Raw genomic sequence first — 26,714 nt, 5'->3', positions numbered from 1 at the left:
AGCAATGCCTCCGCATGTTACCGTGACCTTCCATTCCTTAACTTAGAATAATAATTCAAATTCATTCTCTGTTATGTCAATTTTCTTACTGATAATCTGGTATACCTCATTTTGAATCCTTTTGTCGGCTTTGATTTCACTGTCTAACATATATTGTGCAAGTTTGACAATGTCTTCTGCACGGGCGCCGGCTTTCTTTGCCTCACTCTCATTCGCCTGAAGATATCTTAAATAGCTTTGAAAAATAAATATTCCCTCTTTTTCTTGAAGTTTCGGTTCAAAATAATCCCAACCTCTTGCTTGTTTTCCTTCTTCTCTCAGCTTTTCCTTTACTTCTTCTTTCATCTTCGCTATTTGAATTTTATGTATCAAATATTTTATATACATTTCGTTATCTTCTCCGGTTTTACCCAGATATTCTTTTATAAAATCCCCCATGACAGCTTTTTCCTTATTTTGCTCATAATACCTTTCCCGTACTTGCTTTATTTCACTATTTTCACTCTCATCATTCTCATCGAATCTTTTAGCATCCCCATTCCTCAGGTAATCTAGATTTCCTTTAAAAAAGAGATTTTCTCTCCTTTCCAATTCTGAATGAATCTCATCCCATTCAGATGTGTGAAGCGCTAACGGTAATTCTTTCATTTCCATTAAAAGCTTTCTTACTTCTTTTTTTCCATATACAACCCTATTATGAAAATGTAAAAATTCTTCTAATATACACTGTATAATAAGCGCCTGTTCAAGACTCAAATAAAACTGACCATTCGGGAATTCCATTTGCTCTGATTCGTCATCCTTTACTGACAAAGACATCACCCTTCTCACCTTAGACTCTATGCCATATACAAGCGCTGTACCAGACGTACCTTTATAGCAATTTTTCAATTCAGAATATGCCCCTTCTTTATCTGATTTAAAAAAATGAGTTACATTAAAAATCATTCTTCCAGAGCACATTTTATATATAATATCATCTTTCTTTTTTATTAGATATGGTTTGATTTTTTCTTTTGCATAAGTTGTATCCCACAGCCCTTGTTCATCGATTTCCTCCAAAACCGGTTTTTGTTTCTTCCATTTCCAATCTTTTTCCGCAAAGGAACTATTATAATTAACTGATTTTAAAGACTTCACTTCATAATTGTTCACAGCAGTTAATTCTTTCATCTGATTCATAATTGTTTTTATTAATCCTGTCAGAACATTTTCTTTGGAATCAAAACTGAATTGCATTTCTTTATCATGTTTTTCCCTTAATTTTCTCTCATAATAAATCCAGTAACGTTTTTTTTCATTTTCATATTCCGCCCATAATAAATATTTCAAATGTACTTCTAATATACTGCCTTTATACATATAACTCTCTACATTCCTGAAACTCTCTTCTGCCAGATTCCCTCCTCTTCCCATGAACCGCATGCCGTCTTCTACATAGTCAGTATCTACAAGCCGTATCCCATAAACAACCCATGGATCTAAGGACAGCTTATTAAGCAGATTCAACATCACTTCCTCCATCTGAATATATAAATCTGCCAAATAATCTTGGATTCCATCTTCAGATTCATTCAGAGCCTGAACCGCCCTTGAGAATGCATATGCTGTCTTATAGGCATTTTCTTTATCTGAATAACTATATTTCTTTTCCAATATAGCATATATCTCCGCCCTCCCGAGGCATCGGATCATATGCAAAACAAAAATAAAATCGCACTTTGTCAGAATATTTATCAAAATCGATTTAACAGAATCTTTCTCCTTTATCGACTTCTCTATTTCCAGAAATTCAAGCGGAACCCATTCTACGGGAATCTTACCATCTACCTCTTCGCTCTGAAGATATTCCTGTATAATCTTGTTTTTTAACTCACCATATTTACTCTTGTCTTCATTATCATAAGTTTTATTATAAAACAATTTCGCTGCAAAATCTATCAGATAGTAGACAGCAAATCGCTCCACGCTCTTCATAGATTCTTTATTTTCTGTCTCTGTCTCCTCCGTTTTTCCATATAACAACTGATATGCATTTGCAAAATCAACCTTTACCCGTCCCTGCCCAAGTACAATGACGTATTTGAGTAAATCTGATTTGTATTTTGCGTATAACGGTTTGGAATCTACCATCGTCTCTATCAAACGCCAGTGGAGAAGCTCTTTTTCCGCTTCTGTCATATTGTTTTCTTTCTTCTGTAAATCATATATTTGTAAATCATATATTTCCTGTAATACGTTATAAACATTATTCAGTCCCCGGGAGGTGTCGTCAAACATATGGAAAGCAAGTCTCATATTTTCCGTTTTATCATCTTCTTTGTATACAAAATACATTTCTCCTAATTTCTCTTTTGTTACTTCCACCAATAATTCTACAAGGCTTTTCGGTTCATCTCCCTCATTTCCACTAATTTTATAATTCCCTCTCTCATCTAAATCCCAATACCGAATCGCTCTGCGGTATGCAGGAGGTATAATCTTCTTCAGATATTCATAAGCAAGCTGCTTTTTTCTCTCCAACAAACTGCTTTCTGAATTATGATTGACAGAATAATAAGTCTCTCGAAATGCATCTTCTCTCAGTGCATCCTCCTGCCGCAAAAATTCCAACGTCAATTCCTCTTCAAATGTTTGAATATCTCCTGAAATAAACGTTACAATTCTCGGATTTGACAGATAAACAAGAAGCGTCCTCACAATGTCCATACATTTGTTTGTACTCAAGTCAACATCATCGATAACTGAACCACTACCGGCTAAAGCCGGTAGGTTCGGTGTGCTGCTAAAGCAGCCTAAAGTTGTCTCTGCTCTTTGTTATTCCTTTTATCTTTAACTTATTTCAAAGTTGTCTGTTTTTAATTTCTCTTGTAAATCTTGATTTTTAATATACTCTTTGATAATTTCATCTGTTACATTTCCACTACTTGCCACAAAGTATCCTCTTGCCCACAAATGCCGTCCCCAGAATTGCTTGTTCAATTCTTTGTATTCCATCTGCAATTTTCGGGATGTTGTTCCCTTAATATATTGTACCAGCTTACTTGCTGATAGATGCGGCGGTGCTGATACCAGCATATGGATGTGATCACTTCCTACATGCCCTGCCAGGATTTCTACCTCGTTCTTTTCGCATATGATTCGGATTAATTCTCTTGTCCGTACCGCTATCTTTCCTGTTATCACCGGTTTTCTATATTTTGTTATCCAAACCAGATGGTACTTAATATCATACGTGCAATGTGACGATTTTCTATAATTCTCCATATTCTTCACCTCACGTTTAGTATTTCTATTTTTACTTTTTTCTAAACTTGAGGTTATGGGGTTGACCTAAAGGTTTCGCCTTAAGGCGAGGGTTTTAACCCCATTATACAGACAATAAAAACATCATGGATTGTGTATTCTCGTCACCCTGCAGTAGTCTCGTCACAAACTGATTAAACATGGTAATAAACTCAGAATCCGAACTGAAAACTTTCTTAGTCTTGTCCACATAGTTCTGCTCTGTAGTAAACTGCTGAATCAGAATGTCCCGATAGTCCTTCTTGATATAGCAGTACTGCTTTACCAGCTCGTTATACACCCCTTCCAACGAATCTTTTCCAACATAAATGCAGTCTCCTTTATATTTTTTCTTTTTTTCTTCTTTCATTTTCTCTTCTACAATGGATTTCAGGCGCCCTAAAATTGTATCCATTAGCGTAGTTCCGGAAGACATATTCTCCGGAACAATAATTGGCAATATAATATCCCCGCCCTTTTTATCATCTTCGGCATTTTCGTTTTTCAGTTTATGATAGAATGTTTTCAAAATCGAAGTTTTACCAGCGCCTCTGCGGCCTATAATCCCGATATTATTTGTTTTCTGTTCTGTTTCAAACTGTTTATCACCCTGCTTATCACCCTGTTTTTGACTTCCGTATGGCAGGCTCTCTCGGAACACCTCAATCTGTTCATCAATGGATTCCGCATTTGGAAGAATCGCATTCATTTCTTCTTTGGATAAAATTCTTGCTCCTAATTTTGTCTTCTGTTTTCCCATAATATACTTTTCCTTTACAACTGTATATAACGACCTTACATAATAATATTTTACCACATTTTATAGAATCCAGTTAAAATAAATTGCCGTTTAAAGACAATTGGAAAATAGTTTCAAAATAACTCTTGCAATGTCCGATTTTCAAGGTATAATGGGAAATACGAGTCTTTTGCGGAATTAGCAGAAATTTGCAGTCAATACTGCAATCAATACAAATGAAAGGAGTCAAAACATGAGAAACGAAAAAATCAGCTGGGGAAATTTCTTTCGGACAGTACTTACAATCGCATTGCCAATCGCATTGCAGAATTTTTTATCCACCACGGCTAGTATGGTGGATACCATCATGATTGGCAGCCAGGGGGAATTGTCTGTCGCGGCGGTAGGAATCTGTTCCCAGATATCATCTTTATTCTTTTCCTGTTACTTTGGGTTCGCAAGCGGTGGACTGCTGTTTTTCTCGCAGTATTGGGGCGCCCGCAACGAGAAGGGAATCAACCAGGCATTCGGGCTTGCGCTTACCTGTATGCTGGCAGTATCTCTGCTCTTTGGAGGGGCTGCCGTTGCAAACCCGGATTTTATACTGGGAATCTATACTGACAAAGAAAATATCATCGCAATCGGCGCTCCTTATATCCGGATTGTAGGCTTCGCATACCCTCTGCAAGTGATTGCCATGATCATAAGTTTCCTGATGCGTTCTACGGAACGGGTGAAACCGCCTCTGATCAGCTCCATTCTTGCGTTGGTTACGAACTTCATCCTGAACTGGATTCTGATCTATGGACGTTTCGGCATGCCAAAAATGGGGGCGGCAGGCGCAGCAGTCGGCACTTTAGTATCTGGTATCGTAAATGTGTCCGTGCTGTCTGCCTTTCTTTTAAAAGACAAGAAGACAGTCGTGCTGAGACTAAAAGATATGTTTTCCTGGCAGGACGGTTTCCTAAAAGGGTATATGGGGAAATGCTTTCCCATTATCTTCAATGAGTTGTTCTATGGAATCGGGCAGATGTTGATTAATATCGTAATCGGGCATCAATCAGAATCCGCCATCGCAGCCATGGCTGCGTTCCGTGTCCTGGAAGGATTTGTATTTGCGTTCTTTGCCGGGCTTGCGGACGCCTCTTCCGTGGTTGTAGGAAAAGAAGTAGGCTCCGGACACCTTATGAGTGGATATCAGTACATGAAAAAATTCTCCGTGCTATGCCCGGCGATTACCTTCTGTATCTGCCTAATCGGGCTTCTTCTGAACAGGCCTTTGCTTGCGCTGTTCGGTCTTGGTACGGAAGCTATGTTTTTCGGCAAATATATGATTCTCATCTATCTTGCCGCCGGAACCATCCGCACCTGCAACTACATTATGAATAGCTGCTACCGGGCCGGCGGAGAAGCTGTATTCGGGACGCTGCTTGAAATTATCTGCCTGTTTACCATTAGCGTACCCGCAACGTGGGCTGCCGGTATGATATGGCATCTGCCATTCCTTGCCGTGTTCTCGTTCCTGTATACAGACGAACTCATCCGGCTTGTCTTTGAATTGTGGTATACCATAAGCGGCAGGTGGATTAAGCCCGTAACGGAACTTGGGCGGGCGGCTCTTCCTGAATTCAAGGCAGCGCTTGCAGCTAAGAAAAGTAAATCCACACAATCACAATGAATTGCAGCCGAAGCATGCGGCAGGCAGGTAAATCCCCCGCCGCATGCTTCGGCATATCAAGGCTGCAAAGCAGTTATCCCGCAATTTTACATCAGCGGCAAAATGTCATTTGCCTGCCATCTGCTTTTCCTGCTGCTCTTTCTCATTCTCACGGTGAAAATATTTATCTAACTCTTTTTTCGTCTCCTCCGGCATTCCTTTCTTAACCGGAAGCACTGCCGCATTTGCCACGTCCCCAATCAGCCTTATGGCAAAAGCCACATTTTTTTGCATTGCCTTTTCACTGAGGGTGGCGGATAAATCATGGATGGTATGTATCTCTGCCGTGGTTGTCTCCCTGCTCAGTCCCAATGCTGGAATTCCCTTGTCGCAGAACGGTGCGGAATCGCTGGAATGGACTACTACTGTAATTTTTGCAGGATAGCACGCGAGTTTACAGTACTGCTCCGCGAATGTCTGCAATTCCTTCTCCCCTGTCACGAAAATATGATTTGCACCCAAAGCTGTCCCGCACATATCAAAGTTGAAACAGAAACCAATCTTGTCAAACAGTTCTTCCTTCTGCTTCACATACGCTTTTGACCCCAAAAGGCCCATTTCCTCGCTGCCGCACCAGAGAAACCGCAGCGTCCTTCTGGGCTGGTTCGCCGCAAAGTGTCTGAAAATTGCCAGAAGAGCCGCCGTCCCGGTGGCATTGTCCCAGGAACCGGTCCCTACCGGGACAGAATCATAATGCGCCGTAAGGATGATGCTTTCCTCTTTCAAATCTGTCCCTTCAATCACAGCCGACACATTCCTGCTTTCCAATTCCACATCTTCCTGATTCAGCATAAGATGCACCTTCTCTACTTCCTCCTGAATCAGCCAAAGAGCGTCTGCCGCCGTTATGGCGAATCCGGGAATCACCCCATTCCTGCTCAGGTACTCTCCCAGCCTTCTGGGGAACAGGGACGCCTCTTGTTCAGAATGATAATACCTGCCCTGCATCACCAAAAACGCCGACGCTTTATGTTCTGCCAGCCGTTTATATACATCCTCTTCATAGAGTTTATTCAGCAGCACTGCCTTTCCTTCCAGATTCCCGGCTCCGGCGAAATCTATCTCAGAGGCTTCATCCAGATAGACAAGCTCACATTCCCGGTCTATGTTGCCGGAACGTAATAACGGCGCACATGGAATCTTCCGTCCTGCTGCCTGCACGGAACATTTTCCGACTTCCGCGCTGGGTATCTTAAAGGGCATGTATTCCCTCTGAATGTCTTCCCGCCCTGCTTCTTTTACAGCCTGGTTAATCTCTTCCATGACCAGTTCCGCCGCCTTTTTTTCTTCCGCACTTCCGCCTACGCGGACAAAACTTAATTCTTTTACAAACTCCATTAGTTCTTTCATTTTACTGTTCTCCTTCGTATTTCTTTCCAGCGCACAGAATCAGCAGTTATATCCGGCTCGTTCGCTTTGCTGGACTTTCTGAATTTTAATGGATAAGTCTATTATACATAGCTGTTTCATAAATTACAACTTGATTTATTTGGATGTATCCTCTGGTTAGATTACCAAAACCAGAATTTAGTATGATTCAGCAGGTAAAATGATCCTCCCATCTTCAATTCGCACAATTCTATCTGCCATTTGTGCGATTTCTGGATTATGCGTGATCATAACAATCGTCTGATGAAATTCTTTACTGGTCATTCTTAAAAGTCCAATTACATCATCACTGGTTTTACTATCCAGATTTCCCGTCGGCACTGTTCAGTTAGTACAACATAGAGAACCCCCGGAAAGCCTGCTGCCCTCCGGGGTACTTTTATTTTCTCCTGCTTTTGCTATACTCCCAGCACTCTTCTACTTCTTCACATTCATCACAAATCATTGCGCCATATGTCAATCTTCCGTTTTCCCTAAACATATTCCCAAAACATTTTGCGTGTGCTGTTTCTTCTGTGTCAGGTCTTCCGTTTACTGTTACCATGTGCCGCCCTCCTTACTCTGCCACTATCGCTTCCGCTGCGGCTTGCGCCGCTTCCCTTGTATTCCATTTCAGGCAGTCGCCGTCCCTTAACTGCACGTCCCCTATGTATGCGTACCAATGCCGCCCGCCCCTGAATTGCTTTATCCTGATTTCCTCCCGCTTGAAGTGTGGGAATACAAGCTGTTTCCTGCGGCAGAACTGCACCGTTTTAATTCCCCATGTATGACCGCCAGCCTGATTGATGAAGACTGCCCCATGTTCCCGGATTGTTTCAAGCTCTCCCGCCCCTATTTCCATATTCAGGCAACGGAAGCCGTCAAATATAGTCCCCTCTACCTGCTGCGCCTTAATGATTGCACATTGAAGATATTTAAAGTCTTTTCTCTGCATTATCTCTATACGCTCTTGTAAGGGCATATCGTCAAGTAAATTATACCACTCTTTCCCTTCCTGCCTGAACTTCATATAAAGGTTTACCGCCCCTTCATATCTGCCGCCAGTCTGTTTGTGATAGTCTATAATCTGTTCAACGTCCGTTAGCTTCAACCACCACATTTCCCCGTCATAGATGAAAAGATATTCGTTTTCCATGCGCCGCCCCTTTCATACGAACTGCGTCATTGTGTCAATATACTTCTTCATGTCCCCGGCTTCCCAGTACCCGGCGCAAGAATCGCCGCCCCGCCTGCTCTTCCCGTCATTGCTACAGAAATACTTCCACGCCCCTTTTCCCTGTTCTTTCGGCATGGCAAGTCCGCAGCTCTCACACTTCCCCGGTCTTTTGTCCTTCTCCTTCTCCATCCGTCTGCCCCTCTCTTTCCATGCGCTGATACACGGCAGTTACAATGTAATCATTCAGGGATTGCCCGGCAGCGGAAGCCGCCCTTTCAATCTTCACTTTCTCCCCCATTTTCACAAACGGGTACAGCCTTTCATAATTCTTGCCGTTGAAAGTGTTCTTCGCCCTTGTCGCCGCTTTCTGCTGCCCTGTGTTCTTTGTGTCCGGCTTTTTCCCTTCCGTCTTCTTTTCCTCCATCTGTCGCCCTCCTTCCTTTGGGTATGAATCATTATATCACTTACGCAAGTATTACGCAAGTATACAAATTATACAAAGTTACGCAAGTATATTTGTATATCCTGCCTATTGAAAATATACTTGCGTAAGTATATGATAGACTTATCAAATGAAAGAGAGGAAAACACAATGAAGAAATTTGAAGTAGGCAAGGGATACAGCATGACAAGCGTATGTGACCATAACTGCGTATGGACTTATACAGTAACCGCCCGGACAGCGCAAACAATCACCATTTCAGACGGCGAAAAAGTCCAGAAATGCCGGATAAGCAAGAAAATTTCTGAATACTGCGACGCTGAAACAATCTACCCGTTAGGGCGTTACTCCATGTGTCCCAGCCTGACAGCGTAACCGATAATCGGGGCTGCGGCTCCTGCCGCTGCCCTCCCTGAAAAAGAAAGGACCCTGAACAATGATAAAACCTGAAAAAGCCGCTTACAGCCGTCTTGCACTGAATGAAGGATTGAAGCAATTAAAAGCCGTACACCTTACCGCCGCCCGGAAGAACTGCTATTACCCGATTTATTCCAACCTTAATGAAATTAAAAACTGGCTGGAAGACTACGGCGGGAACCGTCACGCTTTCTACTGCTATCACCTTGAAGAATACAGGAACCGTCTTTACAGCCACTACAAGGAAACAACAAAGGCTGATTTCGCCCGCCTTGCCCGCCTTGCAAAACGGGATATGACAGAAAATATATTGTCTATCTTCCGTGAAGGGGAAGCCGGAAACGTGGATATTGTCTGAACCCCTGCCCCGTCCCTGCGGGGCTTTTCTTTTTATCTTACGCAAGTATACATATTGTACAAATATACTTGCGTAACTTTGTGTATTCTGCCTATTGAAAATATACTTGCGTAAGTATATAATAGTATCATAAGATGAAGCAAAGGAAAGGGGCAAATAAAATGACAATAGCAAATACAATCCTTGAACAACTCGGCGGCAACAAATTTATCGCAATGACAGGCGCAAAAAACTTTGTATCAGACGGAAACACGCTTCGCATGACGCTTCCGAAAAACCGCAGCAAGGCGAACCGCCTTTACATCACGCTTGACGCTTCCGACACTTACACAATGAACTTCTTCAAGTATACTGCCGGGCGGCTGAACAAAAAGACTTTCGCATGGTCCCCGGACAAGAAAGAAGACATTGAAAATATTTCCGGCGTATATGCAGATATGCTTCAAGATATTTTTACATCAGTAACGGGAATGTACACACATTTATAAAAACAACGGGCGGCGGCTCTGCCGCCCCTCCAGCAAAGAAGGGAATGAAAGAAAAATGATGATAGCAGAAAATTTCAATGATTTTGTAGACAAGGTATCAGAAGCGGAAAGAAGCGCACTGAATAGCCCCGCAGGTCAGGAACTTACACAAAAACTTCTTGAAATGAAGCTGGCGCAAAACCCGCACATGACCCCAGAAGAATGGGCGCAAACAAAGTCAGAATTTATGACTTTCATGTTTACAGTGTTCGTGAAGGAAGTCCCGGAAGCCATGCAGGAACTAGGACACCACGTTTATAACGAACTGCGGAAAGAAAACTGAATGACCGGGCGGCGGCTCCTGCCGCTGCCCTCCCTGAAAGGAACGGTGAAATTATGAAATTGAAATGGACTATGAACGGCGTAACCTTTAACCGCAGCAATTACCGCCCTGTGATTGCCCGCTTTGACAATACCACCTGCTGGCTCTCCCTCGCAGCCTGCACAACCACCAGCGGCTTCCGGGCGGCTGTCCGGGAACTTGCCGCCGCTTACGGCGCAAAAACCGTTGAACTGAAATATTTTTATGACGACGACGACAACCGGACTGAAACAAATGTTGTTGACTTTATGAAGCTATATTCAGAAGAACTTGACAGAAGCTATTTTATTTTTAGAAATGAATTAAATGTGCCGTCCGGCACTCCCCGGAAATTTATAAACTATACGGAAAGTGAGATTTTCACAACCGCATGAACGCCCCGTATTTGCCCCACAAGCGTCAGAAAAGCCCCGCAGGTATATTTCCTACCTGCGGGGCTTTTAGTCTGTCTGTGGGCTTGCGTGGCACGTCTGCGGGCTATTCTACTTCAATATGTGTCACGCCCTCTGCCGCTTCTGCCGCTTCCTCTGCCGTGATTGTCCCGGTTTTATTCCCGTCTGCGTCGTATACGTTCACTTTCCCTTCCTTGCTGTCCTCCAGCGCACCTTCCGGGACTTCATCTGTCGCAACTGCGGCTTTCCCTGCCGCTGCGGGTCCTGTGTAAATATTCACTGTCGGAACCTGTGCCGCTTCTACCGCCTGCGGCTCTGCCACCGCCGCTTCCTTCTCCCCGGCTTTCATTGCGTTGTAGGCTGACTGTGCGATTGCCCGCAACTGGTCTTCCGTGACTTCAATCCCGGCTTCGTCTGCAATCTCTTTCAGCTTTTCGACAACTGCCGCCATCTTCTCTTCCCCTGTTTCCTTTTTCATGAACTCTTTCGCCCATACTACAAACTGCGCCGCCCACTGTGACAGCATATTCAGTTTGTCAATTACGTTTTTCGGAATGTTCGGGAATACATACTTCCCGATAACAAACGCCGCAACCGTAAGTCCTAACTGTACCGCTAAAATGATAATGTCATTCATCTTCTTTTCCTCCCTCTTATGCTTCCGGCAGCTTCAAGGTCTGTCCGGGGTGAATCGTGTTGTTTGCCAGCCCGTTCATGACTTTAATTTCATTGTAACGGTAACCGTCCCCAAGCTGCGCCGCCGCAATCGCCCACAAGCTGTCGCCCGGCTTTACTGTATAGGTTTTTACGCCGCTTCCCGGAATCCTGATTTTCTGCCCGACGTTTATAATATTCGGGTTTGCAATCCCGTTGTGGCTTGCCAGCTTCTGGTATGTAGTGCCATACTTTGCGGCAATCTTTGAAAGCGTGTCGCCCGCCTGAACTGTGTAAACCTGTTCTGCGGAAGAAGCGGACCCGGAAGAAGGACTTCCGGAAGGAACGCTTGCAGAAGGAACGGACCCGGAAGGAACGCCGCTTGCCTTGCTTGCATAATCAGGCAGGCAATATCCCCGGATATAACGCCCGTTTACCTGCAACGCCCGTTCCCCCACTTTATTGCTCATATTCCCTTCAATGACCGTAATTGTATTCCCGTTCACCGCTTCCACAATGCCGACGTGTTCAGGATATCCCGTACAGTCCCCCGCCCCGTTGTCGTCCCAGTCATACATGACAATATCTGCGGGCTGCGGTCTGTATGCGTCGTTCTCCTGCCAGCGTCCCTTTGCCCGGTACAGGTCAATCATTGCCCCGCACCCACATTCAGTCGGCATAATGTCCGTAAGCCCGCAGACGATACCGACAAAAGAAACGAACGTGGCGCACCATGCGTCCGTATACTTCACCAGATAGCCCCGTGCAATCGGCTTGTGTGCGTTGTACCCGTCAATAATCTTCCTGTGGCTCCCGTCCGCTTCATTGCTTCCCAGATAGCCCCGTGCGGTCTGCACTACTTTGTTTCGCAACTCCTGTTCTGTCATAGTCTTTTTACCTCCTGTCTGATTATTGTTTGCAGCCCCGGAAGCCCCCTTGAAAAGCTCCTGTGCCTTTTTATATACAAGGTTCCTGCGGCTGCTGTATTTACCCATTACACGGTCAGCAAGTGCCGCCCCGTGTATGTGGTCAAGTTTTACTTTCCCGGCTCCCCCGGCTCTTCCCGCTGCGGCGTTCCCGACACGCTTTGAAGCTCCCGCCCCTCCCTGATTCTCCAAGTCTGCAAAATATACAAGGCTCTGCGGGTCTTCAATCCCCATCTTTACGCCGTGCGTGACGTATGAAAGAATGTCTTCTTCTGCCTGCCGGTCCTGCGCCTGCTTCCCCTGAACGCTCCCCAGAACCTTTGACAGCTTCGCTTTTTCCTCCGCTGTCGCTTTCCTTCTTGACCAGTCGGAAGCCGTCATGATTTCCCGGTACAGGGTCCCTCCCAGAACCGCTTCCGCTCCTGCGCCCATGCCCTGTACAATCTTTTTCAGAAGCGACAATGCCCGGTTCCCGTGCCACTGTACCTTGCCGACGCTCACCTCCCCATTATCATCAGCATTGACGGAAGCATAATTTCCTTCATTCGCAAAGATAATTTTCGCCGCTTCCGCTGCAATCTCTCTTTTCAGCTCTTCTTTCATCTGTCCTTCCTCCCTTACTGTGAACCCATGCCGGAAAAATCAGAAAGGGAACCGCACAAGTCCGGGTTCCCTTTCTTTATCTTCTCTAAATTTTCCGCTTTGCTCTTCCAGCAATAGAACGCAACCGCAAAAGCCGCAACGCCGCCCGTGAATGTCAGCAGGCTTGAAAGCTGGTATATGTCCTTTGCAACCACTACCCACACCGCAACCGCAAAAGCGATATAGTAGGTTATCATGATTGAAAAGACAATGATTTTTGTAACCTGTATCTTTTCCCGCTTCTGCTTCTTTGTCTGCGTCCTTGCCTGCGCCCTCCTGTACTTTCTTCGTGCCGCCATTATTCCCCGTGCGTTGAAAACGTACATGAATAAAGCGCATAACACGAACCCGGACGCAATCCATAAAACAATCATTCGTCTTCTTCCTCCCTTTCCACAAGAAAATCATTCTTTTCACAACGGCGCATATATACATTGCTTACATACTTGTAAGCCATATCTACACGCCCGTTTTCCAGCTTGTTTGCTTTTATGTACTCTTCATAGTCGCTATGTGTTTCAAAGAAATTGTCAAATTCTTCTTTCGTGTGCTTCCTGCGGTTCATACATTCATTTGCAAAGGTCAAGATTTCATGCCGCCAGCTCTCCACCTTGTGCTGCTGCAAGTCCTTTTCTATCTTGTCAAGCTGTCCTTTTATATCATGATTCATCAATGCCCCTATGCGCTTTATGATATACCGCACGGGCTGAAATTTAATGCCAGGGGTCAGGTCAATTATTATCCCTGCCGCCGCAAGCCACGCCAGAATCTCTTTCGCTGTCTGCAATAGCTCCTGTGACATTTCCGCATACCTCCTTTTTATACATTTCATTCAAACTTTTTCGCAGTCCGTAGCTTTCAAAATGTTTTAATATTCCCCGGTATGAAGCAACGCTTCTGTCAAGCGTGTCTTTGTCAATTTCACCTATTTTGTAGGCATGGAACATATATTGCAGCCGTCTTTTCAGCTTCTTTGCAGTCTTCTTCCTTAACTTCCTATGTGTCGCCCACACCCGGAAGCCTACAAACTCAATGCCCATACTTGTCGGGCGTATGCAGGTTTTCTTGTTTAACTGCAAATTCAGCTTCTTTCCCAGAAATACGGCTATGTCCTGTTTTACCTTCTCCAGATACTTTTTATCATCATGCAAAATTATAATGTCGTCCATGTATCGGATATAGAAGTGCAACCTTAATTTGTGCTTGCAGAACTGGTCAAGCTCATTCAGATACAGGTTTGCGAACATTTGAGAAGTCAGGTTTCCTATAGGCAAGCCCACATCATCTAACATTCTGTCAAATGCAACGTCCCCTATATCTGCGCCCAACGGCAATCCGAACTTTGTATCTTCGCAGTCAATGATTTTCGCCATAAGGTCTAAAAGCGGCGGGTCGTCAATCATCTTTGCAAGAATCTTCTTCAAAATGCCGTGGTCTATCCTGTAGAAATACTTTGATACATCTAATTTCAGATAGTAGTATTTCTTCGGCTTCCTGTCGGTCTGCTTTAACCAATATTGCAGGCGGTCTATTGCCTTGTGCGTCCCCTTCCCTACCCTGCAAGCGTAACTGTCGAAAATGAACTTCTTTTCAAAAATCGGGTTCACCTGCCTGTATATTGCGTGCTGCGCCACCCGGTCTTTGAATAACAGTGACATTATCAGGCGTTTTTTCGGTTCGTACACATAGAAAATATTGTACCTTCCGACGCTGTATTGTCCCCATATCAATTCATTTTGCAGGATAATCAGGTTATCTTCCAGCCGGTCCGTATACTCCATAACGTCCTGTCTGTATCTTTTGCACTTGATAGCCGCTTTGTATGCACAAAACAGGTTTTCAAAGTCATAGATTTTCGGGAAAATTCCCCGTATCTTCTTCAATGGTTTTTACCTCCTGCAATCAAAAATGTGTCGGGCAAATTTACTCCGGTCCACCACTCCGTTTCAAACGTGATATATTCATTCAGCCTTTCGGCTGACTTTCGCCCTGTAAGACAAAATCCTGATTCTGTCTTACAGGGTTACTAACTATCTTCCCGACAATTCAATCTTCTTCCTACGGTCCCCGGTTCCCCGGTCGCCTTTGGAACGGAAAAGAACCCCTTTTAACCCTGTACGCACGGGACACGCTCACTTGTGAACGTGACTTCTGGCTGTAGAGGAAAAGCGGAACGGAAGGACACATTGTTGTTGACGTTAGAACGGGCGTTGTTCAAGTTCAACGCCGCCACTCCACCGTTGGAAGTGTTGTTGAAGCTCGAACCCCGGATAGGCACGGCAAGTCCTCTATAACGGTTCTTTCCCGATATGAAAAAAGCGGTTTCCCGCTCATTTCTTTAATGATTTATAATAGCCGCCAATCATGCAGCCTATTTCATTTATCTTGCGTGAAATATTCTCATACTTCCGCAAGGGCAGGCAGGGTTTCCGGCTCCTTGTATACTGCGGGTCAGCCGCAAGCCTTACAAGGTGGCGTAATACGTCAACTTCGTTGTCAAGTTCTCCCAGCGTCGTCTTCTTGTAGTGCTTATTTTCCAGTGTCACGACAAGCCGCAAAATTTGAAGCATTGTTTCCCGTATCTCTTCCGCAAGTCTTCTTTGCGCCCGTGGAAACTGTTCAAGCTCTGGTCCCGTGTATAGTATCAGCTCATAGACTTTATTTTTCGTCTTGAAGTCGTCTGCCGTCGCATTGTCCCGTACCGGGTCAAGCTCCGGCAGTCCCTTTTCTTCTCCTGCCATATTTCACCCGCCTTGTCTGTTTTGATAGAAAGGGCTTGCTGTCGCAAGCCCTCCCAGTGTATCAGTTATCAGTTTACAGTTATTCATAAAAAGCGGAACGGAAGGACACATTGTTGAAGACGTCAGAACGGGCGTGGTCCAAGTTCAACGCCGCCACTCCACCGTTGGAAGTGTTGCCGAAGCCCGAACCCCGGATAGGCAGTCTTTCGCCGTTCGTCCTTGCCCAGTACCCGCCCGGTGAAGTCATGCCCGCTTCCGGGAAAAGTCCTGCTGCAATCAGAATTTTCGGTATTGTAACGCCCGTTACCGCTTCAACGCTCTTGAAATACTGGTTTCTCAAATAACTGTTTCCTTCGTCTGTCGTCGCAACTGTAACGCTTGTATTTATCCGGGGGCTGCTTGTCTGGCTTGTTCCGTCAATTTTCAATGTCCCTACGGTTCCCGGTTCAACCAGCGTTCCGTCCGGCTTAATCGCTTTCCATTCGGTACTACTTACCCCCATACTGCAATCAGATTTCATTGCGTTTCCGTAAGGAATAATCTGTATTTCACCGTTTACCAGCCGCATACCTGACACCCATTCCCAACAATTCCCGCAAAGGTCAGCAATGCCCGCTGCGCTGTGGTCATGGTTCCATGTTACGGGTCCGCTTCCTGTCGCCGTCCTGCCGCCGCCGTGTGAACCGTCGATATATGTATTTACGCCCCGTTCCCACGCCTTTTCATAGCTTGCGTCCCAGTTCGTGTTCCCTCTCGGAATCGTTTTATTTTTTTCACACCATAACACAAGGGCGGCAAAAACGCCGTTCTGTAATAAGTGCCAGCCCTCCCCTTTGTTCCGGCTGAACCGTAAAGCGTCGTCAAAATTCACATACGCTTTCGGGTCCTTCATAGGCAGGGAATAGGCTCTGTCATTCACGACACAATTCAGGTACTTTGATACCCAAATCACATTCTTTTCCACTCCTTCGACAACCCACCACGGCAAGGTTTCCTGTGTGCCGCCTGCAATAATATCAGAATACTTCATCTTCGGAACGCCTACCATGATAGACGGCTTTCCTAAATCGTCAAGAATGACTTTGTTATGTCCTCCAAAAGACGCAACCGCAAGGGCTAAATCATCAAAATTTCCCATCTTTATACCTCCCATAAAATAATTGTGCAAAGTGTAACATCAAAGTCAATCGGAATCGGCACTTCCCGTGGTTCTCCGTTTTCGTCCACCCCGTCTTCAATCACATCATAGCGGCGGGCGGGAATGATAATTTGCGCTGCGTACTTCTGCGCCCTGCCGCCCGTCCCGATAACAATTCCGTTTTCGCTGTCAATGCAAATGTCCAGCGACACTTCAAAATCTCTTTCCCGGCTTGCCAGATTTACAGAAAGTTCATCATCACCGAAAATAATCTTCTTGCCCTTCACTTCATACTGGATATGATTGCCGGGCATTTTTTCAACAACCTTGATTTTTGCCATCTTATCTTCCTCCTTCTTTTACAACTTCACGGGTCCTTGCGGCTATGATTTCCGCTGCTTCCCGTTGTTCCGGGGTTCCTCTCCCCTTTACTCCAAAAGATTGCAGCACATACGCTTCATGCTGCTTTCTTTCTTCGCTCCTGATAATCACATTTGCGCCCTTCATCAGTAGAAGCCCCCCTTCACAAACACTTTCAGTTTGACTTCCTTTGCGCTTCCTGTATGCGCAATCTTGAAGCCGTTCGCCAGCTTCTCCGTTACTTCAATATCCCCGACGCAACCGCCGCTGTATTCCAGCACTTCCGCTGTCACGGTATAGTCTAAATGGTTTCTTTCTGTTTTCAGCGCAACGGTCTTCACGGAATCATTGAAGGGGTACTGCTGCCCGTTTGTCATGGTCAGAAGAATTGTTTCCCCGGTTTCATCTGCCGCCCGCTGGTTCATGTGAATTGTTTCCGTCGCCAGAAGTGCCGCAAGCTCCCCGGCGTTCGTTATGCCGTCTTCCATGTGGTTGAAGTTCGTTGCGCTCTGCGGGGTCCCCTGCTGCAATACCTCCCCTTCCACGGCTTCATGCGTGATTGTCCCGTCGTCGTTTTCAATCTCTCTGTAACGGTTTTCATGCTCTGTAACATGGTCCTGCCACTGCTGCCATTCGTATGCCATCTTTATACCTCCTGTTCTACAAATCGGAAGACAAAACGGTATAACGCCCCTTCCTGCACATTAGAAAGCGTTATATCCTCCGTTTTATCTGCCCACAACTGCTTATTTTTGTTGTAAAGCTGTACCCGTTGAATTGTCGCTTCCGTCCCCGCCTGCGGCGTAATGTTCAGGTAAACCGCCACCCGCCCGTCTTTCAGGCGTTCCCGCCTGTGAATCGGGATTTTCTTCACTTCCTCATTCACCGTAACTTTTGCATACGCAATGTTATTGTCAAGAAAGCCTTTGAAGTCCTCTATTGCCTGTGGTGTCAGCATGGTTTTTCACCCCCTTTCAAAGTTTTCTGCGGCTCCCGCAAGGCTTGTTTGTATGCCTGAATACCTCCGCTTTCACCGTGCTTTCAATCCCTCCGCTTCCGGCTCCTTCTCCCGTGTTTCTGTCCGGCACGGTCCCGGCAGCTTTTACGGTATATAAAAAGCCGTCTGCGGCTTCTTCTGCCGCAATCCCGGCTTCGGAATTGCTCATGACAGTATTTCTTTCAGGCTTTGTCCCGGCAGCTTGCATGAAGAAGGGGAAGCCCTCTGCTTCCCCTTCTGCTTTTATATCCGTGCCGCTTCCCTGAAATACTGTGTTTCTGTCCGGGGCGGTTCCTGCTGCCGGGACTGAAAACGGCGTTCCTTCTGCTTCCGTCTGTGCTTCTATCCCTGCGCCCGTCCCTGCCCCTCTGTGGCTTCTCTGTGGCTCTTCTCCGGCGTTTATTTGTCCCGCAGGTGTATTTCTATGCCTGTAAGCCTTTAAAGCCGTTTCTGCGTCAATCTGCGTGTCTGTGTGCCTGAATACCGTGTTTCTGTCCGGGGCGGTTCCTGCTGCCGGGACTGAAAACGGTTTTTCCTCTGTTTCTGCCTGCGCTTCAATGACCGTCCCTGCCTGCGCCCCTCTGTAGCTTCTCTGTGGCTCTTCTCCGGCGTTTATTTGTCCCGCAGGTGTATTTCTATGCCTGTAAGCCTTTGAAGCCGTTTCTATGTCAATCTGTGCGCCTGTGTGCCTGAATATCGTGTTTCTATACGGATATGTCCCCGCCTGCGTCGGCAAAAAAATAAACCCCGCAGCGTCCGTCCCTACTACAATCACGCTTCCCGCCTGTACGCCCCGCCTTATCCTCTGCGGGTATGTCCCCGCCAGCAGGCTTCCCGTTGCCGGGTTTTTGTACAGAAAGAAGTCTGTATGCGTTTCTACCCTGATACCCACGCTTGCCTGATATACAACTTCGTCCAAATGTGAAGAAAGCCTTTTGTACATCATCACGGCATTTATAATTTCCTGAAAACTGGCTGTCACCCTGTTTTCCGTTACGTCGCATACAATGTGAAAGTGATGTGGTTCCCCTTCGTACTGATACCATTCTTCAACTTCGCTTTGCGGGTACAGTGCGCCCAGTGCTTTTTCAACGGCATATTTTGTCCCCATCTTCTTATGGACTTTTACGCTGCTTTTCAGAATGTCCCGTTTTACTTTCAGCGGAAAAGAATAGTCGTACCAGTCAACGTGCATATCGTATGCCAGAATGTCAATCAATGCTTCCGGCAGTTCGTCTATACGGGAATATATCAGCACATTTTCAATTTCCCCGCTGACCGTCAATGCTTCCTTTGTTACCGCTTCCGCAATCGCCTTGATTTTCGGGTCCTGCTTCAACGCCCCCGGCAGATAGTCCGCAAAATTCACCGTGTACATATCCCGCCCGGCGTTCCTTATTCCTTTGGGGTTAGGCATTTTCTACACCCCCGTTCAAAACCTTCATTGTGTCCCGGACAATCCTTGCAACGTGTGTTTCCTCTACCACCTGAAATGTCGGTTTTCTTACTTCTACCCGCTTCACGCCTGCTGCCATGATTAACTGCGTCAGGTATGACGGGTTTATGTCCCTTCCCATTTTCCCGGTCTGCCATTTTATGTATTCTTCCACCGCTGCCCTTGCTTCCCTGTCTGTAATGCTTGTGCTTGCCTGACTGTTTCGGTTTATGTAATATGTCAGGTCTATTTCAAACGGGTCTTCCTCCGGCATTGATACCGTGACAATATCCGTCAGCGGGCGCACGTCGGAAGCGTTCAGGGCGGCTTCTATTTCCTCCAGAACTGCCTGCGTCGGCTGTTCCCCGCCTTGTAACAATACCCTAATATCTACCACCCCGGCTTCCGGGCTTGTTGCCGCAACGTCAGCTATTGCCGTGCTGACTGTCTTTGTGTGATAGATATAGCCGTTTATTGGACCCGCTGTTGAAAAGCTCTCCATGCTCTCCCTCATGCGCTCATAGTATGAAGTGTCGTCTTCCTCTCCTGCGCCGCCCTCTGTCTTTGTCACGTTTTCAGCTTTTAAATAATAGTCGTAAACGTCAACAATTTCTTTCACCTGCCCAGGCGCAAGGTTATTCCCGACAATTCCCGCTGTCTGGCATTTCCCGTTGACTTCCCCGTATGTTTCCCCGGCTTTTATTTCAAGCTCTTCCGTGGTTTCAAATGTGATTTCCCCGTCAAATGTTATCCGTGTCCCCTGCGGGACAATTACGCTTTGATTCTGCGCCGCCGATATGTAACAACGGAATTTTGCAACGGCAGGCGTGGCGGGCAGGCGTTCAATATCCTTGAAAAGCTCCGCAAGGCTGTCTAAATACTCCCCCTTTGCATACCGGGGAACATTCTTTTTTGCCGTTTCATTTATCAGCACTCTTTGTTGTACAATAATAGCGGCGCACCATGCAATAAAAAGACGCTCCGGGGAAGCCGGATAAACTTTGTATTTTTCCCGTTTCCCCTGCTTCACCAGCTCTTTGTTTACCAGCTCTTCATAAAGCGCAATCATATTGCTTTCAATCGTTTCTGTGTCCGTTTCCAGAAACTCAATGTCCGGGTATTCCCTTTCAGGTTTCTTCATTTTCCGTCTGCACCCCCTCTATTTCTATTATTGGTATCAGCTTCCCCGTGAAAGCATTTTCTTCAAAGGTTATATCCCCCAGAATCGCCCGTGGCTCATATTCTTCAATCTGGTCATGCAACTGCCCCACCATGATATTTTTTACTACGGGCAACGGTCTTCCTATCAACTGCCCCGGAAGCCCTAACGCCCGCAGCAAAGGGCAGGTATTTTCCCATGTGTCTATTATGATTGCTACATTCTGCAATACTTCCTGATATTCATTTTTCGGGGATAGGTCAATATTTTTTAGTAGTGTTCCGTCACCTCTGATAATATCCATCTTTATCACCTTTTCGGGTACTCTTTCAGGGTCACTTTTATGTTTGCCGCCCACAAATTCCCTTTGTTGTCGAACCTCTGAAAGTCAACCGTCCCTTTCTGCATTACCCACTTGTAACTGCCGTATACCTTGCCGCCGATTACAAGCCGTTCTGCGTATCCCTTTCGCACCATCTCCCGCAGCTTTTTTATTTCCTTTAACGGGTTTACCCCTAAAAATACAGAAAGCGTCATAGAAAATGATATGCTTTCAATCCCCGGTCCCATGTATTCTAGCAGGTCAGCTTTTATGTGCCTGTCATGCGTTGCGTAATCAGCGGAAAAATCCCAGTTCATGCCGTCAAATGTTTTTACCGTATTTTCCGACACGCTGAAAACAAGGCTCCCGAAACTTCCGATTTTTGCCATTACATCACCTTCCCTACAATGTACCCTTCCCCGTCGCCGTCAGGAATCATCAGGCACAAAACAAGGTCCCCTACTTTCGGGACCCACTCTGTTATATATGCTTCGTGGAAATGCCCTGCTTCCGTTTTTGTTTTATTCCCGGCTTTGTCCTTTTCCCCCGGAACTACTATTCTGGGTCTGACTAATATGTGAAGCTCCCCTGACACAATGCCGCCTTTATCCCCGAACTTCACCCGTGCTTTCATGGTTCCGTCATTCACGCTCTGCACGGTCCCTTTCCGTATCATGTTTTTTAGTTCGTTCATATCTGCCATTAATACCCCTCCAGAACCTGTTTTAAAGAAAGGTCTACCGTGTAGCCCCCTGTCAAGCTGTGCTTCGCCTGCGTTACCTTGTATTTTCTATCGAACTTCTGAAAGCCTTTTAATTTTACGGTCATTCCCGCTACAAATGAAACGTCGCCCACTACCTTCAAACTTGCTGTAAATTCCTGCGTGTTCTTTTCCCGCAGGCGTTTTTTTGCCAGCGTCTTCGCTTCCTCCGTGTTCCTGACTTTTTCGTTTATCTCCAGAACCTGCCCTGTCCCCGTGCTGCTGTCCGGCGTGTATGTATATTCAATGGTTTCTTTGCTGTCCGGGTCTGTATAAGAAACATGACAACTTGTGTACGCCGTATCTGTCAGGCTTGTTCCCAGTTTGTAGGATATAATATTTTTATCCCCGTATTTGAAAGTCTTTGCTGCGGGTTTTGCGTCATACTCCGCAGCGTCATATATTACAATTTTCAGCGTTGTCACTTTCAACGCCATTCCTGCGGCGTGGCATAGCTCCTGCAAAAACTTTACGTCCGACGTTTGCACCTGCTCTTTTCTTTTGAATGTCGGATTGTCGCTTGCTTCATACATCAGGGAAAGCCCGCTGTCACCCGCTATTTGTTCCCCTATTGCTTTTAACGTGATATTTTCCCACGCCCTTGACTTTTTCTCTATCCGCATTGTGGAAGTGTACGGAATAGACGTGCTTTTCACGGTTACTTTTGTGGGCGGTCCTGATACGTCGATACCGTCTATTTCAAAAGTCCCGATATTCAAAGTTGCGTCTTTCCCTGTGTCGTTCCAGTTCTGCTGGACAAGAACCGCCGTTACAAGTTTCGGCTTTGCCCCCTGCTTCACTTCCTCCACGGTTTCAACTGCTGTACTCTTTGCCGTGCCGCCTGTCGTTATCCTGAATACCTGCCCCGGATAAATCAAATTCGGGTTCGGTATGTTGTTTTCTTGTGCAATCTGCGGGTACTTTGTCCCGCTCCCTAAATACTGTGAAGCAATCGCCCACAATGTGTCACCCCGCTTCACAACATAATTTATTACTTCTTCTTTCTGAACCTCTTTCACAACCTGCTTTGTTGTTTTTATGATTGTCGGCTTTACTTCCAGCCAGTCCCCCATCAGGTTCCGTTCCCGGTCTTCATACACAATTTGAAAATCATCTGTGCTTCCGTCTTCATTGTCCGTATAACTTGCGCTCACTAAATGCAACGCTATATTCTCTGGCACGTCTACATTTTCAAATTTCAGCTTTAGCACCACCCGCCGTGCAAGTCTTTTGTCGCTCATTAGATTAACAACCCCCTTTTCCACGGCGGCAGCTCCATACTTTGTTTTTCCTCCACTTCCGGGATAGTCAGAACTACCCCGGCAGGGAAGATAAACATTGCGGCATAGTCGGCATTAGCTTTTATCAATTTGTCCGTATGAAGGACGCTGCCCATCTGCGTGTACGCTATCTGGTCCCACATATCCCCGGATATTGTTGTATATGTCTTACTCATGCCTTGACCGCCTTTCATCATCATTTCTTTTGTCCAGAAGGTCTTCTACCTCCTGCAACAAGTTTCTATTGTTTTCCTCCAGCTTCTCTTCCAAGTCGCCCGCTTTGTCGCCATCAACGTATATTGTCGGATTGCTGTTGATTGTTACGCTATTCCCGCCGCCCGTTCCTGCGCCGCTCACTACTTCTGGCGGCTTTACTTCCGGCGCATTGTTCGTGGTATTGTAGAATACCTGTGAAGCCGTCTGCCCGGCTCCTGCCGCCTGCGCCACCTGTCCGGCTGCGTTCTGTGCGCTGAATATGTCTTTTGTCTGTTGCGCCGTGTATACCGTCATTCCTGGCGCATTTGTTATCAGCTCTGGACCCTCTTCACCTGCAATGAATGTGTCCGGCGTGTTCTTTGTTCCTTTTGCAAAGGTCGGAAGTGTCGGAATGTTTATGCCCTTCCCTCCTACTCCCGGAACCCAGTCTGGAATCTTAATGCTGTTCAGTGCTGAAATAGCTCTGTTGATAACGCCTATAATTCCATTGATAACGCCCGTTGCTATGGACTTTAGCCCGTCCCACGCTCCTTGAAATACCGACTTCACGCCCTCCCAAGCTGCGCCCCAGTTCCCGGTGAAAACTCCCGTGATAAACTGTATCAGCCCTTGAAAAATCTGCGTTGCCGCCTGCACCACACTTCCAATCGTTGTGAATACTGTTTGAAATACAAAAAGCACCTGCGGCAAAACCGCCTGTACCGTTGTAAGAATCTGTGTCAAAATCGGCTGTATGATAGTCCATATTGTCTGGAAGACGGTCTGCACTACAGGCAAGACTGCTGAAAGAACCGTTGTTATTATGGTCCCTAGCTGCTGTATGCCCTGCACAATGAACGGAAGTACCGTTGATACGATAAAGTTAAAAACTTCGCTGATAATCGGTAAAACATACGTTTGAATGAATGTTATAACTTCGCTGATAATCGGCATAATGCCCGCAATAAAACTTCCTATGACCGGGATAATGCCGCCTATGAAGTCCGCTATTGCCTGAAAAATCTGCATTACCACCGGGGCTGCTGACTGTATGCCGCTGATAATTCCCGGAATGACCGTTGTAATCAGCACATTCAAAAACTGTTCGACAACCGGGACTATATGCGTTGTCACAAACCCTACAAACTCCCCTGCTGCCGCTACAACTTTCTGGAAAACGCCTGCAAAGGTATCAAATACCGCAACGCCCTTTTCCCCGAAAATCTCTTGTATCTTGTCCCTTGCCGCACCCAGATTTCCGTCTGAAAAAACGCCCTTGATTGTTTCGCCTACGCTTGTTACTACTGCAACAATTTTGTCGAATATCTCAAGCCCCTTTTCTCCGAAAATATTTCCTACTGCTTCCCGGACTTTATCAAAGTTCTTCCGTAATAGCTGTACTGCCGTAATAACCGCAGTTACCACGCCTACTACGGGCAAAATCTTTCCTGCAACCACCCTTCCGATTGACCCAAGCGGGGAACGTGCGACAATGCCGCCTATTCCTGACAGTGCCTTTCCAAGTATGCCGCCGATACCGCTAAACGGTTTTGTGATGAATCCGACAACTTTTGAACCTATGCTGGAAAGCCCGATTGCCTTTATCTTGAAAAGCTCCAGAACTCTCTGTGCGTCCTTTATCCCGCTTGCTATGTTCAGGAACCCCAGTTTTGCGGTCAGCCCTGCAATTCTCATTCCTGCAAGTGCCGCCGCTACTTTTAGGACTGTTTGAACCAGCTTCGGGTTCGCCTGCGCAAATTCTGAAACTTTTATCACGACCGCAGCCACCTTGTCTGCAAGGTTCCCGACAATCGGCAGAAGGTTTTGACCCAGAACAATACCTAAATTTGCGATACTGTTCTTTGCCTTTTGCATTTTCGCTTCCGTGGTGTTTTCCATTTTCGCAAACGCTTCTTCCGTTGCGCCTGCGCTCTCAACCATTCCTTTTACAGATTCGTTGAATCCGTCCACACCGTTCGACAAAAGGGAAACTGCCGCTTTTCCTGCTTCTGCGGACCCGAACACATCAGACAGGCTTTTCCCGCTGCTTTCTGCCGCTTCCTGCATTATTCCCAGAACGTCGCCCAGGCTCTTCCCGTCTGCCATCAATTCCTTGAAGCTCTTCCCCGCTGTCTGCCGCAAAAGTTTGTCTGCTGTAGTCCCGGACTTTCCAAGCTCATTCAGCATACTATTCATGTAAGTTGTGGTTTCTGCTGCCGCAATACCTTTGCTGGTCATGATTGCATAACCAGCCCCAAGCTGCTCTAATGCCACCCCGTTTGCGTTTGCTGTCGGTATGATTTTACCCATAACGCTTGACAGTTCGCCCACGGTCACTTTACCTTTATTTTGTATCTGAATAAGCATATCCGACACGTCGCCTACTTTTGACGCTTCCATTCCGTAAGCGTTTAGAATCGTCGTCAGAACGTCCAGCGTCTGCGAACTTTCCGCAAATCCCGCTTTTGCAAGTTTAGCTGAATTGCTAACAAAGTTTACTGCGTCCCCAGTCTTCTGCCCCGCTGAAATTGCATTGTAAACATCATCTGCAATAGCTTCGGCAGCAATCCCCGTCGTGTTTGACAGCTTCATGATTTCACTTGAAAGCTGTTCAAGCGGCACTTGCTTTGTGTCTGCAATCGTCCCGACTTTCGCCATAGCGGTTTCGTATTTCTGCGCCGCCTGTACGGGTCCGGCGTATATCGCCGCCGCAACTGCGCCAACCGCCCCTATCGTTCCCATTAGCTGTGTCTTTGTAGCTGCTATATTCTCTTTTATTTTTGCCTGTTCGGAATTGATACGGCTTAAATTTTCTTGCGAACCCCGCAGCCGTTCATATGACCGTTGTAAGCGGGCGTTTGATTCTTCCAGATTGTCTGTGTCAATCCCTGCGTCCCGTAGCTCCTGCGCCATCCGTTCAAGCTGTTCTTCTTGTGAGTGTATGCTGGCAGTGGTCTGTCGTATCTGGTTTTCATTGCTTTTCAGGCGTTCGGTATTCCTTGCGACTTCGTTTTCTTCCTTCACAAGCTGCGCTGTCAGTTCTCCCGTTGCGTCGCCTGTTTCTTCGATTTTCGCCCGCAGCCTTTCAGCGTTCGTCTGGTGTTGCTGTATCTTCTGCGAAACTTTTTCATGTTCCGCTTGCAGTTTTTCCAGCTTCCCCCTCTGCTGCTCTATGGCGTTTGAAGCCTTTGTGTAGCCGTCAACCTTTGATTGCATGGAATTTACGCTTTTTATGCTGTCCTGCAACTTGCGCTGTGTTTCAATCGCACCTTTGAAAGTGCTGTTGAAATTCCCGCCCAGTGACGCTTTCAGCTTAAAAAGAAGTTTAAATTCCTTCTGTGACCCTGCCAATCGCTTCCAC

General features: G+C 46.2%; 33 protein-coding genes and 1 pseudogene. 6 read left to right on the top strand and 28 right to left on the bottom strand.

What is annotated here, in order from left to right:
- Nucleotides 1-42: 42 nt before the first annotated feature.
- From AC6I3O_RS05860 to AC6I3O_RS05850, 3 genes are all read right to left on the bottom strand, one after another.
- The gene (locus AC6I3O_RS05860; RefSeq protein WP_497850054.1) at nt 43-2,367 is read right to left on the bottom strand and encodes a hypothetical protein; all 2,325 of its coding nucleotides are present in this window, start codon (nt 2,365-2,367) and stop codon (nt 43-45) included.
- A gap of 465 nt (nt 2,368-2,832) precedes the next feature.
- Entirely contained in the window at nt 2,833-3,267 is a 435-nt protein-coding gene (tnpA, locus tag AC6I3O_RS05855) for an IS200/IS605 family transposase (RefSeq protein ID WP_300512659.1), read from the bottom strand.
- A 103-nt stretch (nt 3,268-3,370) separates the two neighbouring features.
- Nucleotides 3,371-4,045, bottom strand: a complete 675-nt coding sequence (locus tag AC6I3O_RS05850) for a TniB family NTP-binding protein (RefSeq protein ID WP_497850053.1) — start codon at nt 4,043-4,045, stop codon at nt 3,371-3,373.
- 232 nt (nt 4,046-4,277) lie between these two features.
- On the opposite strand from AC6I3O_RS05850, the gene AC6I3O_RS05845 reads away from it, so the two are divergent.
- Entirely contained in the window at nt 4,278-5,702 is a 1,425-nt protein-coding gene (locus AC6I3O_RS05845; protein ID WP_497850052.1) for an MATE family efflux transporter, read from the top strand.
- Between the two features lie 105 nt (nt 5,703-5,807).
- Here AC6I3O_RS05845 and AC6I3O_RS05840 read toward each other — a convergent pair whose 3' ends face one another.
- From AC6I3O_RS05840 to AC6I3O_RS05815, 6 genes and pseudogenes are all read right to left on the bottom strand, one after another.
- Nucleotides 5,808-7,091, bottom strand: coding sequence for a M20/M25/M40 family metallo-hydrolase (locus AC6I3O_RS05840; RefSeq protein ID WP_497850051.1), 1,284 nt, complete (start codon nt 7,089-7,091; stop codon nt 5,808-5,810).
- Between the two features lie 177 nt (nt 7,092-7,268).
- A pseudogene (locus AC6I3O_RS05835) lies at nt 7,269-7,448 on the bottom strand (ABC transporter ATP-binding protein); the annotation flags it as partial.
- Nucleotides 7,449-7,509: 61 nt separating this feature from the next.
- The gene (locus AC6I3O_RS05830; RefSeq protein ID WP_004069446.1) at nt 7,510-7,674 is read right to left on the bottom strand and encodes a hypothetical protein; all 165 of its coding nucleotides are present in this window, start codon (nt 7,672-7,674) and stop codon (nt 7,510-7,512) included.
- Nucleotides 7,675-7,686: 12 nt separating this feature from the next.
- Nucleotides 7,687-8,265: a hypothetical protein gene (locus AC6I3O_RS05825; protein ID WP_004069447.1), complete on the bottom strand. Its 579-nt coding sequence runs from the start codon at nt 8,263-8,265 to the stop codon at nt 7,687-7,689.
- A gap of 12 nt (nt 8,266-8,277) precedes the next feature.
- Nucleotides 8,278-8,475, bottom strand: coding sequence for a hypothetical protein (locus AC6I3O_RS05820; RefSeq protein ID WP_004069450.1), 198 nt, complete (start codon nt 8,473-8,475; stop codon nt 8,278-8,280).
- Nucleotides 8,438-8,710, bottom strand: a complete 273-nt coding sequence (locus tag AC6I3O_RS05815; RefSeq protein ID WP_004069453.1) for a type II toxin-antitoxin system TacA family antitoxin — start codon at nt 8,708-8,710, stop codon at nt 8,438-8,440. Before AC6I3O_RS05815 ends, AC6I3O_RS05820 begins: the two co-directional genes overlap by 38 nt.
- Before the next feature lie 168 nt (nt 8,711-8,878).
- On the opposite strand from AC6I3O_RS05815, the gene AC6I3O_RS05810 reads away from it, so the two are divergent.
- From AC6I3O_RS05810 to AC6I3O_RS05790, 5 genes are all read left to right on the top strand, one after another.
- Entirely contained in the window at nt 8,879-9,103 is a 225-nt protein-coding gene (locus AC6I3O_RS05810) for a hypothetical protein (protein WP_004069455.1), read from the top strand.
- Between the two features lie 61 nt (nt 9,104-9,164).
- On the top strand, nt 9,165-9,503 hold the full coding sequence (locus tag AC6I3O_RS05805; protein WP_004069456.1) for a hypothetical protein: 339 nt from the start codon (nt 9,165-9,167) through the stop codon (nt 9,501-9,503).
- A gap of 161 nt (nt 9,504-9,664) precedes the next feature.
- Nucleotides 9,665-9,991, top strand: coding sequence for a hypothetical protein (locus tag AC6I3O_RS05800; protein ID WP_004069457.1), 327 nt, complete (start codon nt 9,665-9,667; stop codon nt 9,989-9,991).
- Between the two features lie 55 nt (nt 9,992-10,046).
- Nucleotides 10,047-10,313: a hypothetical protein gene (locus tag AC6I3O_RS05795; RefSeq protein WP_004069458.1), complete on the top strand. Its 267-nt coding sequence runs from the start codon at nt 10,047-10,049 to the stop codon at nt 10,311-10,313.
- A 53-nt stretch (nt 10,314-10,366) separates the two neighbouring features.
- Nucleotides 10,367-10,726 (top strand): hypothetical protein, encoded by a 360-nt coding sequence (locus AC6I3O_RS05790; protein ID WP_004069459.1) that lies wholly within the window; start codon nt 10,367-10,369, stop codon nt 10,724-10,726.
- 103 nt (nt 10,727-10,829) lie between these two features.
- Here AC6I3O_RS05790 and AC6I3O_RS05785 read toward each other — a convergent pair whose 3' ends face one another.
- The 19 genes from AC6I3O_RS05785 to AC6I3O_RS05695 all read right to left on the bottom strand — a co-directional run bounded on the left by AC6I3O_RS05785 (nt 10,830) and on the right by AC6I3O_RS05695 (nt 26,704).
- A complete protein-coding gene (locus tag AC6I3O_RS05785; protein WP_004069460.1) occupies nt 10,830-11,381 on the bottom strand; it encodes a phage holin, LLH family in 552 nt (183 codons plus the stop codon).
- 16 nt (nt 11,382-11,397) lie between these two features.
- Entirely contained in the window at nt 11,398-12,927 is a 1,530-nt protein-coding gene (locus AC6I3O_RS05780) for a LysM peptidoglycan-binding domain-containing protein (RefSeq protein ID WP_497850050.1), read from the bottom strand.
- A 14-nt stretch (nt 12,928-12,941) separates the two neighbouring features.
- A complete protein-coding gene (locus AC6I3O_RS05775) occupies nt 12,942-13,340 on the bottom strand; it encodes a hypothetical protein (RefSeq protein WP_004069462.1) in 399 nt (132 codons plus the stop codon).
- The gene (locus AC6I3O_RS05770; protein ID WP_044989616.1) at nt 13,337-13,768 is read right to left on the bottom strand and encodes a hypothetical protein; all 432 of its coding nucleotides are present in this window, start codon (nt 13,766-13,768) and stop codon (nt 13,337-13,339) included. Before AC6I3O_RS05770 ends, AC6I3O_RS05775 begins: the two co-directional genes overlap by 4 nt.
- On the bottom strand, nt 13,698-14,849 hold the full coding sequence (locus AC6I3O_RS05765; RefSeq protein WP_004069464.1) for a reverse transcriptase/maturase family protein: 1,152 nt from the start codon (nt 14,847-14,849) through the stop codon (nt 13,698-13,700). Before AC6I3O_RS05765 ends, AC6I3O_RS05770 begins: the two co-directional genes overlap by 71 nt.
- Nucleotides 14,850-15,296: 447 nt before the next feature.
- Entirely contained in the window at nt 15,297-15,707 is a 411-nt protein-coding gene (gene avd / locus AC6I3O_RS05760) for a diversity-generating retroelement protein Avd (RefSeq protein WP_004069465.1), read from the bottom strand.
- A 79-nt stretch (nt 15,708-15,786) separates the two neighbouring features.
- Nucleotides 15,787-16,845 carry a hypothetical protein gene (locus AC6I3O_RS05755; RefSeq protein WP_497850049.1) on the bottom strand — a complete coding sequence of 353 codons (1,059 nt, stop codon included), beginning with the start codon at nt 16,843-16,845 and terminating at the stop codon, nt 15,787-15,789.
- Between the two features lie 2 nt (nt 16,846-16,847).
- Nucleotides 16,848-17,186 carry a hypothetical protein gene (locus AC6I3O_RS05750; protein WP_004069468.1) on the bottom strand — a complete coding sequence of 113 codons (339 nt, stop codon included), beginning with the start codon at nt 17,184-17,186 and terminating at the stop codon, nt 16,848-16,850.
- A gap of 1 nt (nt 17,187) precedes the next feature.
- Nucleotides 17,188-17,352: a hypothetical protein gene (locus AC6I3O_RS05745; RefSeq protein WP_004069470.1), complete on the bottom strand. Its 165-nt coding sequence runs from the start codon at nt 17,350-17,352 to the stop codon at nt 17,188-17,190.
- Nucleotides 17,352-17,849 (bottom strand): hypothetical protein, encoded by a 498-nt coding sequence (locus AC6I3O_RS05740; RefSeq protein WP_004069471.1) that lies wholly within the window; start codon nt 17,847-17,849, stop codon nt 17,352-17,354. The genes AC6I3O_RS05745 and AC6I3O_RS05740 overlap by 1 nt, the downstream gene beginning before the upstream one ends.
- Before the next feature lie 2 nt (nt 17,850-17,851).
- Nucleotides 17,852-18,163, bottom strand: coding sequence for a hypothetical protein (locus AC6I3O_RS05735; RefSeq protein ID WP_004069472.1), 312 nt, complete (start codon nt 18,161-18,163; stop codon nt 17,852-17,854).
- Nucleotides 18,164-18,179: 16 nt separating this feature from the next.
- Entirely contained in the window at nt 18,180-19,619 is a 1,440-nt protein-coding gene (locus AC6I3O_RS05730) for a phage tail protein I (protein WP_004069473.1), read from the bottom strand.
- Nucleotides 19,612-20,778 carry a baseplate J/gp47 family protein gene (locus tag AC6I3O_RS05725; protein ID WP_004069474.1) on the bottom strand — a complete coding sequence of 389 codons (1,167 nt, stop codon included), beginning with the start codon at nt 20,776-20,778 and terminating at the stop codon, nt 19,612-19,614. Before AC6I3O_RS05725 ends, AC6I3O_RS05730 begins: the two co-directional genes overlap by 8 nt.
- Nucleotides 20,765-21,100 (bottom strand): hypothetical protein, encoded by a 336-nt coding sequence (locus AC6I3O_RS05720; RefSeq protein WP_004069475.1) that lies wholly within the window; start codon nt 21,098-21,100, stop codon nt 20,765-20,767. Before AC6I3O_RS05720 ends, AC6I3O_RS05725 begins: the two co-directional genes overlap by 14 nt.
- Before the next feature lie 5 nt (nt 21,101-21,105).
- Nucleotides 21,106-21,507, bottom strand: coding sequence for a phage tail protein (locus tag AC6I3O_RS05715; RefSeq protein ID WP_004069477.1), 402 nt, complete (start codon nt 21,505-21,507; stop codon nt 21,106-21,108).
- Nucleotides 21,507-21,821 (bottom strand): hypothetical protein, encoded by a 315-nt coding sequence (locus AC6I3O_RS05710; RefSeq protein WP_004069479.1) that lies wholly within the window; start codon nt 21,819-21,821, stop codon nt 21,507-21,509. The genes AC6I3O_RS05715 and AC6I3O_RS05710 overlap by 1 nt, the downstream gene beginning before the upstream one ends.
- Entirely contained in the window at nt 21,821-23,119 is a 1,299-nt protein-coding gene (locus tag AC6I3O_RS05705) for a phage late control D family protein (RefSeq protein ID WP_044989618.1), read from the bottom strand. The genes AC6I3O_RS05710 and AC6I3O_RS05705 overlap by 1 nt, the downstream gene beginning before the upstream one ends.
- A complete protein-coding gene (locus AC6I3O_RS05700) occupies nt 23,119-23,334 on the bottom strand; it encodes a tail protein X (RefSeq protein WP_004069482.1) in 216 nt (71 codons plus the stop codon). Before AC6I3O_RS05700 ends, AC6I3O_RS05705 begins: the two co-directional genes overlap by 1 nt.
- Complete coding sequence (locus AC6I3O_RS05695) at nt 23,327-26,704, bottom strand: phage tail tape measure protein (protein ID WP_497850048.1); 3,378 nt, start codon at nt 26,702-26,704, stop codon at nt 23,327-23,329. The genes AC6I3O_RS05700 and AC6I3O_RS05695 overlap by 8 nt, the downstream gene beginning before the upstream one ends.
- Nucleotides 26,705-26,714: the final 10 nt, after the last annotated feature.

This window comes from Sporofaciens sp. St.21A7 (assembly GCF_059728535.1).
Note: the sequence above shows the minus strand (reverse complement) of the source record. Positions and strands in the feature narration are given on the sequence as shown.